Annotated in this window: 13 protein-coding genes; 2 read left to right on the top strand and 11 right to left on the bottom strand. The window is 51.4% G+C overall.

The genetic code is table 11. The features are described 5' to 3' along the window. Positions 1 to 92: 92 nt before the first annotated feature. From IT895_RS08655 to IT895_RS08640, 4 genes are all read right to left on the bottom strand, one after another. Positions 93 to 560 (bottom strand): DUF2489 domain-containing protein, encoded by a 468-nt coding sequence (locus tag IT895_RS08655; RefSeq protein ID WP_085918645.1) that lies wholly within the window; start codon positions 558 to 560, stop codon positions 93 to 95. 86 nt (positions 561 to 646) lie between these two features. Then, a complete protein-coding gene (locus IT895_RS08650) occupies positions 647 to 1,753 on the bottom strand; it encodes a COX15/CtaA family protein (RefSeq protein WP_199285277.1) in 1,107 nt (368 codons plus the stop codon). 33 nt (positions 1,754 to 1,786) lie between these two features. Continuing rightward, positions 1,787 to 2,305 carry a hypothetical protein gene (locus IT895_RS08645; RefSeq protein WP_233337401.1) on the bottom strand — a complete coding sequence of 173 codons (519 nt, stop codon included), beginning with the start codon at positions 2,303 to 2,305 and terminating at the stop codon, positions 1,787 to 1,789. Continuing rightward, complete coding sequence (locus tag IT895_RS08640) at positions 2,289 to 3,005, bottom strand: SURF1 family protein (RefSeq protein ID WP_199285276.1); 717 nt, start codon at positions 3,003 to 3,005, stop codon at positions 2,289 to 2,291. Before IT895_RS08640 ends, IT895_RS08645 begins: the two co-directional genes overlap by 17 nt. On the opposite strand from IT895_RS08640, the gene IT895_RS08635 reads away from it, so the two are divergent. After that, positions 3,004 to 3,195 carry a DUF2909 domain-containing protein gene (locus IT895_RS08635; protein ID WP_085918648.1) on the top strand — a complete coding sequence of 64 codons (192 nt, stop codon included), beginning with the start codon at positions 3,004 to 3,006 and terminating at the stop codon, positions 3,193 to 3,195. The two genes, IT895_RS08640 and IT895_RS08635, sit on opposite strands and share 2 nt — an antisense overlap. A 4-nt stretch (positions 3,196 to 3,199) precedes the next feature. Here IT895_RS08635 and IT895_RS08630 read toward each other — a convergent pair whose 3' ends face one another. The 5 genes from IT895_RS08630 to IT895_RS08610 all read right to left on the bottom strand — a co-directional run bounded on the left by IT895_RS08630 (position 3,200) and on the right by IT895_RS08610 (position 7,797). Further along, the gene (locus IT895_RS08630) at positions 3,200 to 4,060 is read right to left on the bottom strand and encodes a cytochrome c oxidase subunit 3 (RefSeq protein WP_199285275.1); all 861 of its coding nucleotides are present in this window, start codon (positions 4,058 to 4,060) and stop codon (positions 3,200 to 3,202) included. Position 4,061: 1 nt separating this feature from the next. Further along, complete coding sequence (locus IT895_RS08625) at positions 4,062 to 4,646, bottom strand: cytochrome c oxidase assembly protein (protein WP_085920435.1); 585 nt, start codon at positions 4,644 to 4,646, stop codon at positions 4,062 to 4,064. Positions 4,647 to 4,677: 31 nt separating this feature from the next. Continuing rightward, positions 4,678 to 6,312 carry a cytochrome c oxidase subunit I gene (gene ctaD / locus IT895_RS08620; protein WP_085920436.1) on the bottom strand — a complete coding sequence of 545 codons (1,635 nt, stop codon included), beginning with the start codon at positions 6,310 to 6,312 and terminating at the stop codon, positions 4,678 to 4,680. Positions 6,313 to 6,361: 49 nt separating this feature from the next. Next, positions 6,362 to 7,432, bottom strand: a complete 1,071-nt coding sequence (gene coxB / locus IT895_RS08615; RefSeq protein ID WP_233337419.1) for a cytochrome c oxidase subunit II — start codon at positions 7,430 to 7,432, stop codon at positions 6,362 to 6,364. A 191-nt stretch (positions 7,433 to 7,623) separates the two neighbouring features. Continuing rightward, entirely contained in the window at positions 7,624 to 7,797 is a 174-nt protein-coding gene (locus IT895_RS08610; RefSeq protein WP_085920438.1) for a DUF2970 domain-containing protein, read from the bottom strand. A gap of 214 nt (positions 7,798 to 8,011) precedes the next feature. Between IT895_RS08610 and IT895_RS08605 the strand changes: the two genes are divergently transcribed. After that, on the top strand, positions 8,012 to 8,218 hold the full coding sequence (locus tag IT895_RS08605) for a hypothetical protein (RefSeq protein WP_320109342.1): 207 nt from the start codon (positions 8,012 to 8,014) through the stop codon (positions 8,216 to 8,218). Between the two features lie 76 nt (positions 8,219 to 8,294). Here the strand turns inward: IT895_RS08605 and hrpB are convergent, their stop codons facing one another. After that, the gene (gene hrpB, locus IT895_RS08600) at positions 8,295 to 10,733 is read right to left on the bottom strand and encodes an ATP-dependent helicase HrpB (protein WP_199285274.1); all 2,439 of its coding nucleotides are present in this window, start codon (positions 10,731 to 10,733) and stop codon (positions 8,295 to 8,297) included. Positions 10,734 to 10,739: 6 nt separating this feature from the next. Then, on the bottom strand, positions 10,740 to 11,399 hold the full coding sequence (locus IT895_RS08595) for a TetR family transcriptional regulator C-terminal domain-containing protein (protein WP_085920440.1): 660 nt from the start codon (positions 11,397 to 11,399) through the stop codon (positions 10,740 to 10,742). Positions 11,400 to 11,570 lie beyond the last annotated feature (171 nt).

Genomic DNA, 11,570 nt, shown 5'->3' with positions numbered 1-11,570 from the left:
CTGACATACCTCAGCATAGCAAATTAAGCACGAAGAGCACTATAAACCAGCCGTTACACTTAAAAAATTTGGGCAATCAATCCATTGACAGCTCAATGAAGCCCTTGCCCACCCTTTTTACGCCATGTCATCACAGCCTCAGCAGCGGCTAACACGGCATCTCGCATTTGCTCTTCCGCGGCAAGACGTTCACGATCTTCTTCCATGCGCTCACGCGGCGTCAATTGTTGCCTGGCCGAATGGGTTTTGAGGTGCTTTGTGCGCTCATAATGCTCTGCGAAGGCTTGAAAATCAGACCTTTCCGTCAGGCTCGGGTCGATAATCTCCAGCAAGACTTTGCAACGCCAGGCGCCTTCGGTGATGTCCACCTGCTCCTGAACCAAAGCAGCGGTTACCCAATCCAGATTCTCCAGGCTCTTCAACTGAGCCTGTTGGTCTTCAGCGACGCGAAACGCATCACGCCGCTTGACTTCCTTGCGTAAGCGGTAGGCGTAGCCACCCAATGCGACAATCACCACAACCGCGACCAAGAGAAGTAACAATGCATACGTCAGACTCATGATGCTCCTTACCCAAACCTATCAATTGCTTTACCAAAATTGTACATATCAATCATCATGACCTTACAGCATCTATATCGATCACGCTAATCATATCGAGCTTGTCGATTGGCAGCGAGTGTTACTAGCTCTGCTGGCTGGCTTGCCTTATCAGGCGATAAATAGTTTGCCGTCGAGGAAGAGTTGAGCCCGTGAGCATTTCTATCCGACATGTTGTATCGCCACTGCCGCCAGGCAATTAAATAACTGACACTAAGCGCCATCGCGCCGGCGGTATGCAGTAACGCCAACCATAGCGGCAGCCACAGAACAACGCTGGCAATGCCGAGGACCACCTGGAGGCAGTAGATTTTCAATACCGTAAGCAAGCCGAGTGCCGCCCTGTCATGCCGATATCGCCACCACAAAGCCATTAGAGCCGCTCCCAGCAAGCCGCCTCCCAGTCGGTGCATCATATGAATCGCGGTTCGCGCATCAGCGTGCAACTGGCCGTGTAAATAATTGGGTCCTACGGTTTGGGTCAAGTGGAAGCCTTCACTAATATCCATTTCCGGCCACCATTGAGCATTGCACGACGGGAAGCCCTGGCATGAAATACCAGCATAGTTGCTCGAAACCCAGCCCCCCAACGCTATCTGGCAACATAATAGTACTGCCACCAGCCACCAGTGTGCAGATGCTCGACGTGGCTGCCGACCAGAATTTTGCTGTAATGCTTTCAGACGGCTATATAACAATACAAACAGCAACAGAATCCCCATACCACCCAGCAAATGCAACGTAACCACCTGGGGCCATAATTTGAGGGTGACGGTCAACGCACCAAATGTCCCTTGTGCCGTAATAGCCATTAACAAGATAATGCTGATATTCCATGGATATTGCTTTACACGTCTTAGTGGCCAACCCAGCCACAACAGCAGGATGACAGTCGCGCCGAGCATGGTTGCAACATAGCGATGGAACATTTCAAGCCAGGCCTTCGATGCCTCTAAGGGGAAGGCTGGATAGTTCACAGCGGCGTGATCGGCTGTGGGCACCACCCATTGACCGTAGCACCCTGGCCAATCTGGACACCCCAAACCTGCGTCTGACAGTCGCGTCCAGGCCCCCACTAACATCACCAGAGCGGTAAAAAAGATACCGATAAATGACAGCCCCTTGACGACGACAATACGCTGTTGATCAACCATTGAGACCTCCCACGGCAAAGCGCTTGTTCTATGCTATCTGGCGTTGACCTTAAATAAATGTTGCGTGTCGTCGAGTATATCTGCCACCGGCACAGAAGCAGGAAACGACAACGCCGGACGACCCTGAGGATCAATCAACCACACGCTATTTGCTTTTCGCCAGGTGGGCTTTCCTTCCCAACGTGCCAACTGCTCGCCAGGCAATGCCTGACCTCCTCCGCCAATACTTAATCGCGCCAACCGATGGGCCTCACGGCCGAGAGCGCGATGCATTCGCCACAGGATGTCTCGGCGCTCTGCACACTTAACCGAACAATCAAATGCTAATGTCCATTGATCTTCACCAACGTCTGTCTTTGAAACCGTTTCAACGGGCCAATGCTCAAGTAATGGAAGTTGCTCAGCGGGTGATCCGTGAGCCGTAATCTGTTCAGGAACGCCGATACGCCACTCAACCATCCCCCAAGCGGTGATGATAGGCGCAGAAAAGATAACGAATATCAATACCAACTTAATACGCTGACGATTGACTGAATTAATGGCTATCATCATGCCCCCTCTCATGGTGCTCTCGGCTCGAGTAAAGATAACGTCTGCCAACCAACATCGTGATCAGTGCCACCAGCGCAAGCCCCCACCACTGAAATGCATAGGCAATATGCCGACTTGCTGGCATTACATTGGCTTGCCACCACTCTGAGAAAACGCCGTCGCCGGTTTGCGCATGCACCCATCCCTGGTAACGAAAGCCGGGTATCACCCCTTGCCAAGGCGTAAGGCTGATTTGTTGAAGGCGCTCTTCTTCCCGGTTAGGTCCAAACAATAGGCCATCATTATTTGCTTGCTGCCATTTCCCGGTTAAAGAGACGTGTTCTTTGGGTGTCGATATAATTGGCGATTCACGACTGGTCCCGGTTTCAACAAAGCCACGCTGAATCAACCAGTACTGACCAAATCTATCTTTAAGCGGGGTTAAAACGGCAACCCCCAACCGTCCATTGGCAATTCGGTTATCTAAAAAAAAAGTATGCTCGGATATATACTCACCATTGAGCGTAAGCTCAGCCCCTTCGGTAGGTAGCGTTTGCGGGTCAACCAGCGCAGGCGCATTGTCTCGCGCCGAAGCCGCCGCTTGTTTATTATTGGCCCTGTCCCACTGCCATGCGCCAAGAAGACCGCCCAGCAGCACCAACGACAACCAGAACGCATACCAGGCATATAGACGCCAGCGACATGAGGAGTACTTTTTCATGCTACTTAAATCACTCATTATCATTGTTTTTTTCGCTATGTTGATTAGCTTGGCGATAGGCGCTGGTTACCTGTTACGTGATGGCTCTTCGTCCAAGCGACTACTTACATCTCTGAAATGGCGGATAGGCTTTGCTGCTCTGCTCTTATTGCTAATCGTCTATGGGTTCGGGAGCGGCCAACTCACCTGAGTGCTCACACGACGTAAACGAAGATGAACAATCCTAACCATACAACATCGACAAAGTGCCAGTACCAGCAGGATGCCTCAAAACCAAAGTGCTCAGTATCCGAAAAATGTCCGCGTATGATACGCGCCAGCATTACCATAAGAATGAGGGTGCCTATGATGACGTGAACGCCATGAAAACCCGTTAAAATAAAGAACGTAGACCCAAAAATACCGGCTTCCAGCGTAATACCATAATGTTGGTAAGCTTCATAATACTCGACACCTTGAATAAAAATAAAACAGCAACCAAGTATTACCGTTCCAGCCAGCCAGTTCCTGCATACACCACGCTTTTCAGCCTTGAGTGCTTCATGGGAAATTGTCAATGTGATACTTGAGGTGACCAACAGCAATGTATTCACCAAGGGCAGCTGCCAAGGGCTAAAGACATTATCAGGCCCTGAGACTGAACTATCCGGGGGACTCAACAAAGGCCATTCGGCAATAAAGTTCGGCCATAAAAGTGCGGAAACACCTTTAGCACCTTCACCTCCCAACCAGGGTATCGCAAACATACGAACGTAAAACAGTGCACCAAAAAACGCGGCAAAAAACATCACTTCTGAAAAAATGAACCAGCCCATTCCCCAGCGGAAAGAGCGATCCATCTGGCTATCATATAGGCCCAGGTGGGACTCATTGATCACATCACGAAACCAGAATGCCATGACCGCGATAACGGAGATAACACCTATCGCAATAAGTAAGCTTGTACTGCCGTAAACAAGCTGCGAGCCCAAACCCACCATCATAAAACCGGTAGCCAAAGATCCCAGGATCGGCCAATAGCTTTTTGCAGGGACATAATAACTTCCGCCACTCATTTTAAATCTCCCCGTTTTTATTATTCACATATTGCGCCACTGCTGGGCGGTCATCACTTTCGTCGAGAGGGTATAGCGTATATACCAATGTAACGGTCGCTATATCCTCTGGCAGCGTGTTATCCAGTTGAAAAACAAGCGGGATGGTAAGATTCTCGTTGGCATCAAGCCGCTGTTCCTGAAAACAAAAGCAGCTCACCTTCCGCACATGGGCGCTAGCAACAGATGGGCTAACGCTGGGAACTGCCCGGCCCCAACTGGTCGACTGGCTACGGTTGGAGAACGTAAAGTCAACCTCCGTCATTTGACCGGGGTGTACCTGGACTTGGCGGGTTTCCACACCAAGTTGCCACGGAAGCCCGGCGCTTGTCCGGGTAATGAACTGAACCGTCACATAGCGATCGCGGTCAACATCATTACCCAAGACCTGTTGCGCGGAGGTGCTCACCTTTCCATTAATACCTGTTACTTCACAAAAAACGTCGTAAAGAGGCACTAATGCAAACGCAAATGCAAACATACCAATCAAGGCGAAAATCGTCTTGGTGACTGTTTTCTTTACGCCTTCCGCTTGGTGTGAACGCATATTTCACTCCAGGTGATTGAGTATGGATGACCTATTTTTCTATTTGTCGAAATACTGGGGGTGTCTCGAATGTATGTAGGGGAGCAGGACTGGGCACCGTCCACTCTAAATCTACGGCGCCTTCCCAAGCCTTAGCGGGGGCTGGTTTACCGCCTTTCACACATAAAATAATCACCAGAACGAAAAGCAATTGCGACGTCCCAAAAAAGAAGGCACCTATGCTGGAGACTAGATTAAAATCGGCAAACTGAAGTGCATAATCAGGTATTCGTCTTGGCATACCGGCTAAACCAGCAAAATGCATCGGGAAGAATGTTAAGTTGACCCCAATAACGGAAAACCAGAAATGCCATTTTGCTAGCGTTTCGTTTGGATAGTGCCCTGTCCACTTGGGCAACCAGTAATAAACACCCGCCATGATGGCAAAAATGGCGCCTGGCACCAGCACATAATGAAAATGGGCGACGACAAAGTAAGTGTCATGATATTGAAAATCCGCTGGCGCAATAGCAAGCATCAGGCCTGAAAAGCCACCGATGGTAAACAGCACCACAAAGGCAAGCGCAAACAGCATGGGAGACTCAAAGCTAATCGAACCGCGAAAAAGCGTCGTCACCCAATTGAAGACTTTAACGCCGGTAGGCACGGCAATCAGCATCGTCGAATACATGAAAAACAATTCAGCGACTAATGGCAGGCCCACCACAAACATATGATGCGCCCATACCAGGAAAGACAATAGAGCAATAGCCGCCGTGGCATAAACCATCGAGGCATAGCCAAATAGAGGTTTTCGAGCAAAAGTCGGGATAATTGCAGATACGATTCCGAAAGCTGGCAAGATCATGATGTAAACTTCAGGATGACCAAAAAACCAAAAAAGGTGCTGAAAAAGCACGGGGTCCCCACCGCCCCCTGCATCAAAGAAGCTGGTGCCAAAGTTGATATCCATGAGCATCATTGTAATGACGCCAGCCAGAACCGGCATGACGGCAATCAGCAAAAAAGCGGTGATTAACCAAGTCCATACAAACAGCGGCATATCCATCAACCGCATGCCCGGAGCGCGCATATTTAAAATGGTAGCGATAATATTGATCGCCCCCAAAATGGAGCTAATACCTGCAATATGCAGTGCAAGAATAAAGAAGGTCGTCGATGCTGGCGCATAGGTAGTCGATAGTGGTGCATAGAACGTCCAGCCAAAGTTAGGCCCACCACCCGGCATCAGCAACGTGGAAAGCAACAGCGTGAACGCGACAGGCAGCAACCAGAAGCTAAAGTTGTTCAAGCGCGGCAGCGCCATATCGGGCGCGCCAATCTGTAACGGTATCATCCAGTTGGCAAGCCCAGTAAAAGCCGGCATGACAGCTGCAAACACCATTATCAGGCCGTGCATGGTGGTCATCTGGTTAAAGAACTCTGGTTGGACCAACTGTAATCCGGGTTGAAATAACTCTGCACGCACAACAAGCGCAAAGATGCCTCCAACAAAAAACATGGATAAGGAAAAAATCAAATAAAGCGTGCCTATTTCTTTATGGTTGGTCGTCAAGACCCAACGACGCCATCCAGTCGGATGCGCCGGATGATCGGCAACACCACCCGCTGTCGCAACCGCATCGCTGTGCTGTAGCGTAGACTGCAAAGGTATTCTGGGTGCCATATCTGTCTCCAAATTTATTCTTTTCGCTGTAACCTGCAGTACCTATCGATCATTCTGTTTGTTCTGCAACGCGCGCGGGCTGTACCTGCTTTTGGGTATCGTTGCCCCAGGCGTTTTGCGTATAGGTAACGACCGCGGCAATCTCGACCGGATTAAGCGTATTTCGGAACGCAGGCATTGCGGCACCCGAAACGCCATTGATGACTTTGTCCAAGTGCCAGTCGAGATCATCAATCAGTTGCTGATTTCCCGCGAGCGCTGGAAATGCGGGGGGAGAACCCTGTCCATCTGGTTGGTGACATGATGCACAAATTGATTCATAGACAGCCTCTCCTCTGTCCATTAATTCTTCCATTGCCCATTCACGCCCAACCCCCTGCGCTTCTTGCTCAGCCGCTTTTTTGCGTTCTGTCAGCCAGTCATCAAAGGCCTCTTCTTCCATGGCCTGAACCACTACCGGCATGAAGCCGTGGTCAATGCCGCAAAGCTCAGCACACTGCCCACGATAAATTCCAGGCTCGTTAATCCTGACCCAGTTTTCGTTAATAAACCCAGGAATCGTATCTTGCTTGACGGCGAGATCAGGCACCCACCAGGAATGTATAACGTCATCTGACGTCATTAAAAAACGGATTTTACGGTTGATAGGCAGGACTAGTGGCTCATCAACCTCCAGGAGATAGTTCTCTCCTCGAACTTCCTCGCCACTTACCTGGCTGCGGGGCGTACTGAGGTTGGAGGTGAACGCGACATCTTCCCCCAGATATTCATAGCGCCAGCGCCATTGCTGGCCCGTTACCATAACGTCCAGTTCAGCATCTGAAGCATCGTACATATTCTTTAACGTGGCCGTCGCCGGTACGGCCATGCCGACAAGAATCAGTACAGGAATTACCGTCCAGAGAATCTCTACCTTGGTGTTCTCATGAAAGTGAGCGGCTTTGGCGCCTTGTGAATGACGATAGCGAAAAAGCGAGAAGAACATAGCGCCAAAAACCACCACACCAATGGCGACACATATCCAGAAAATGGTCATGTGTAGACCAAAGATATCGCGGCTTACATTGGTCACCCCGAGCGGCATGTTCCACGATTGAGCAAAGCAGACACTGCTACTCATCACGCCTGCACTGAACACTGATGGTCGCCACCATAAGCGCATTGAAGCCCCCTTGTTTTTTTTGTTGTGGCTGAAACCAGCAACCTGCATGGATGTAGGCAACAGACGAATGCCGATATAACGTTGTCAACTGCAGTATAGAAAACACCCGCCAATGTTCACGTGATTTGTAAAAAATAAAGCTGGTCTGCTTATCCCGCAACGACAGTAGCAAGAGCCCAAAGCGCCACGACAAACGCTAACGTAATGATAATAAATGTAATAATAAACGCAGCTGGATGTTTAGAACTGAAGTCTTCACGCCGTTGACGGTCATTTTGAACACCGATGAGTGCTGCGAGCACCGATTTGATTACCGACCACATACTCACCTCGTTGCCGCTTGCCGCGATGTGGCTATCAACGGCTTTCTGTTCTGCTGTAATACGCTATTTTAAACGATAGCTCACACGCGACATGTTACCCTGGTAGTCATTCAACGCTCTTGGAACATTGTTTATTTGCTAATTTACGATTCCGCTATCGACTTCTATAGTTGATTGATAATATTGATCTTAACGTGCCCTGCGGAGATAACTGATGCGCATGAAAATGTTGAAAATAATCACCCTGGCCATGGCATCATGCCTGCTGGTCACGTTGTTGTCCGGCTGTACCACTTACACTTGGGAAGACGGGTCCAAGGAGACAGTATTTGGCGTACCAGCTGAAGATGAGAGGCTCACGGAAGAGGAACGTCGCGCTCAAGGAGTGCGCTACCGCAAGCCTGGTGAGATCCCTGAATAAAAGCGGTCATCAATGCGCTATTAAACGCAACGTCAAACGGCCCTAAAACCCGTTATACATGATATGGGTGTTTCGTTTATCTGCGCTTATGCGTTTTTGCGGTAGCTGGTGCGGCAAGAGGATCTTCGGGCCAGGGATGCTTTGGATAGCGCCCTCGCATTTCTTTTCGTACCTCAGGGTAGCCGTTCACCCAGAAGCTGTGCAGATCCTGAGTAACCTGAAGGGGTCGCCCCGCCGGTGATAGCAGATGAACCATGACGGCGACGCGACCATCGACAACCCTTGGTGTCTCCTGCCAGCCAAATGCCTCTTGAAGCTTGATCGCGAGCACCGGTGGCCTACTTTCCAGACACGGGGTGTAGTCAAGCGATATATCGCGACCGCTTGGCACGGTTAACGAAGTGGGCGCCAAGCGCTCAAGCTGAGTCTGCTGATCCCAACTCAGTGACGCCAGCAAGTATGTCTCGAAAGGCATTTTTTCCACCTGGCTCATGCGGGTCGCCCCGATCATGTAGGGAGCGAGCCAGACTTCAAGTGTTTTTATCAATGAACTGTCCGACCAATCTGGCCAGTGACGCTCAAAAGACTCGTGCAGCATCGCCATACGTCCCTGTAGCTGCTGAACACATGAATTAAAGATCATTTCAGGACGCTGCTCCAAAGCGCTCAACAGCGCCGCTGTGACGTCTTCCTCGGGCAACTTGCCGAGCGGAGAAGCGGCTAACACCAGCTCACCATGACACTGCACCCTTTCTCCAATCAGTCTGCCTTGGGCGTCCGACCAGCTGACGCGATTGACCCACTGCCGGGTGGCCGGATAAAGACTGTTAAGGGTATCTAGCGGAAGCGACTCCGCCACGTATATCGTCGCCTCGCTGGCCGCCCCTTCAACGTTGACAGCAACCAGGTAAGGCTCACTGGCAAGCGGATGGCTGTTCGGTAAGGTCGCCGTTTTACCATTGGCGAGTTTGAATCGACCTGGGCTGATGCACTGACCAATACGCTCTGGATACGCCAGCGCCACAAGTGCACCTAACAATGCGTCGTCAACCTTGCCTGGGAAATCGACGTGTGCACTCCGTGCCAGCCACTTGGCCTCACGCTGCCACTGAGGGTACCGTGCAGGTTGAGAAAAACGCAGATCCAGCGCATTGCGAAGCGAGCCGTTGATACGCTCCCTGCTTTCAAGGAGCGCGGCTAGCCCACAGGCCAACGCCGTCGCGTTGATGTCGGCTGATTTCACCAACATTGCGGCAAGCCTTGGGGCCACCGGCCAACGTGCACACTGTTCACCCACCGAGGTCAACATGCCGGTTCGATCAATGATGCCAAGCTTTTTCAGCAGTGCTTTGCCACTCTGCCAGGCGCCGCTAGGCGGGGGGGTCACCCACGTCAGATCGTCGGGAGACTGTACGCCCCAGGACGCCAGTTCAAGCACCAGTTTCGAGAGATCAGCTTGTTGTATTTCAGGTTCACCAAAGGGGACGAGCGGTTGTTCTTTAGACCATAAGCGGAAACATAGCCCTGGACATTGTCGACCCGCGCGACCGCGCCGCTGATCGGCGCTGGTGCTATTAACCCACCGGGTGGTCAGTTGCGTGAGTCCCAAACGAGGCTGGAACAGCGGAACACGCTCTAAACCAGCGTCGATCACCACATTAACGCCATCCACTGTCACGCTCGACTCCGCGATAGCCGTCGATACGATGACCCGAGGACGTGAAGCATTTTGCTGGAGGGCAGCCTGCTGCGCTTCTACTGACATGCGACCATGCAACGTGCGCACTTCGATATCAAGCCAACTCTCTGACAGCTTCTTCACCAGCCGGTTTATCTCGGCTACGCCCGGCAGAATAACCAGAATATCGCGCGTATCCGATCGCTTGAGGGCGTCACCAACTGCCTCGCAGACGCGTGTCTCCAAAGCTGTATCACGCTGCACCGGCCGATAGATCGTTTCAACCGGGTACTGGCGCCCCGTACTTTCAATCACCGGCGTCTGTTGCCCAAGCACTTTCCGTAAAGCCGCCACATCGATAGTGGCGGACATCACAATGAGGCGTAAATCGTCGCGAATGCTTTGCTGTACATCTAACGCCAGAGCCAACCCCAGGTCTGCGTCAATGCTGCGTTCATGGAACTCATCAAAGATGATGCCGCCAACTCCCTCAAGCAGCGGATCATCCTGCAGCATACGGGTCAGCACCCCTTGGGTGACGACTTCCAGGCGGGTATATCGACTTACCTGACTATCGCCCCGCATTCGATAGCCCACCGTATGACCTATAGGCTCATCAAGCTGCTGAGCCATGAAATTTGCCGCTAGCCGAGCTGCAACTCGTCGTGGTTCCAGCAGTAATAGCGTTTTGCCTTGCGCCCAATGGCTATTCAAAAGCGTCATGGGCACTCGCGTCGTCTTGCCCGCCCCAGGCTGGGCCACCAAAATAAGTCGATTATGGTCGTTCAGGGCTTCTTGCAGGGAGGTTAAATGCGGCTCAATAGGTAGCGTGGTCATAACCAATCACCGCGGCGTTGCGGGCGATGCATCGGGACGCGGCACACCACAGCCTTTCAGGATCACCTGCTCAAGGAATTGGCAAATCGACTCCAGGTCTGCTTCATCAAGTGCCTCTTTACCTAGAATACCGGTGACCTGGGCACTATATTCAGCGTAATGCTGAGTAGCGGACCAAATGAGAAAAATCAGCAAATGCGGGTCCAGATCGTCCATCTTGCCTTGATTCGACCACTGACGAATAACGGCCGCCCGGGAAGCGACCCAATCACGGAGTTCACCGGACAGGTATTTATTCAGAAAAGGAGCACCCGCTAAAATTTCAGCGGCAAACAGCTTTGAGCCTTCGGGATAACGCTGACCAAGCACTATCTTGGTGCGAATAAATTCGCTGAGAACGCGTCCTGGGTCGCTTTCCGGTGTGATGTCCTCAAGCACTGCATTCCACCGGCTCATCATGCGATTGAGCAACCGCACATAGAGCGCCTGCTTGCTGCCCATGTAATACAGGATATTCGCTTTGGGCAGACCGGCTTTATCGGCAATCGCCTGGAGGCTTGCTCCCCGGTAGCCATACTGCGAAAACACCTGTTCAGCCGCGCGCAAAATGCAGCGTTCGATGTGATCCCTACCGACGTTATCCTGGTCTGCTGTTTCAGCCGTCATTCACTGAGTTCCTTTATCAGGTGCTGGGTAGATGAGTGGGGGCAGATAACGGCGCTTCACATTACATGCTCCAAAACCCCGCGTAATACGGTTATTTGCACCTTACCGGTGCAACACTCGAAGCCTTGCATAACCGCCGATTTTGTCTCAAGCTCAAATGATATTGACCGA

Origin of the sequence: Halomonas sp. A40-4 (genome assembly GCF_015767635.1) — a bacterium.
Classification (GTDB): Bacteria; Pseudomonadota; Gammaproteobacteria; order Pseudomonadales; family Halomonadaceae; genus Vreelandella; species Vreelandella janggokensis.
The sequence above is the reverse complement of the archived record's forward strand: the minus strand, read 5'-3'. Positions and strand labels throughout refer to the sequence as shown.

Excerpts from the sequence above, each read along its gene's own strand:
- IT895_RS08655 (WP_085918645.1), bottom strand. The coding sequence starts at position 560 with ATGAGTCTGACGTATGCATTGTTACTTCTCTTGGTCGCGGTTGTGGTG.
- IT895_RS08650 (WP_199285277.1), bottom strand. The coding sequence starts at position 1,753 with ATGGTTGATCAACAGCGTATTGTCGTCGTCAAGGGGCTGTCATTTATC.
- IT895_RS08645 (WP_233337401.1), bottom strand. The coding sequence starts at position 2,305 with ATGATGATAGCCATTAATTCAGTCAATCGTCAGCGTATTAAGTTGGTA.
- IT895_RS08635 (WP_085918648.1), top strand. The coding sequence starts at position 3,004 with ATGCTACTTAAATCACTCATTATCATTGTTTTTTTCGCTATGTTGATT.
- IT895_RS08640 (WP_199285276.1), bottom strand. The coding sequence starts at position 3,005 with ATGAAAAAGTACTCCTCATGTCGCTGGCGTCTATATGCCTGGTATGCG.
- IT895_RS08630 (WP_199285275.1), bottom strand. The coding sequence starts at position 4,060 with ATGAGTGGCGGAAGTTATTATGTCCCTGCAAAAAGCTATTGGCCGATC.
- IT895_RS08625 (WP_085920435.1), bottom strand. The coding sequence starts at position 4,646 with ATGCGTTCACACCAAGCGGAAGGCGTAAAGAAAACAGTCACCAAGACG.
- ctaD (WP_085920436.1), bottom strand. The coding sequence starts at position 6,312 with ATGGCACCCAGAATACCTTTGCAGTCTACGCTACAGCACAGCGATGCG.
- coxB (WP_233337419.1), bottom strand. The coding sequence starts at position 7,432 with ATGAGTAGCAGTGTCTGCTTTGCTCAATCGTGGAACATGCCGCTCGGG.
- IT895_RS08610 (WP_085920438.1), bottom strand. The coding sequence starts at position 7,797 with ATGTGGTCGGTAATCAAATCGGTGCTCGCAGCACTCATCGGTGTTCAA.
- IT895_RS08605 (WP_320109342.1), top strand. The coding sequence starts at position 8,012 with ATGCGCATGAAAATGTTGAAAATAATCACCCTGGCCATGGCATCATGC.
- hrpB (WP_199285274.1), bottom strand. The coding sequence starts at position 10,733 with ATGACCACGCTACCTATTGAGCCGCATTTAACCTCCCTGCAAGAAGCC.
- IT895_RS08595 (WP_085920440.1), bottom strand. The coding sequence starts at position 11,399 with ATGACGGCTGAAACAGCAGACCAGGATAACGTCGGTAGGGATCACATC.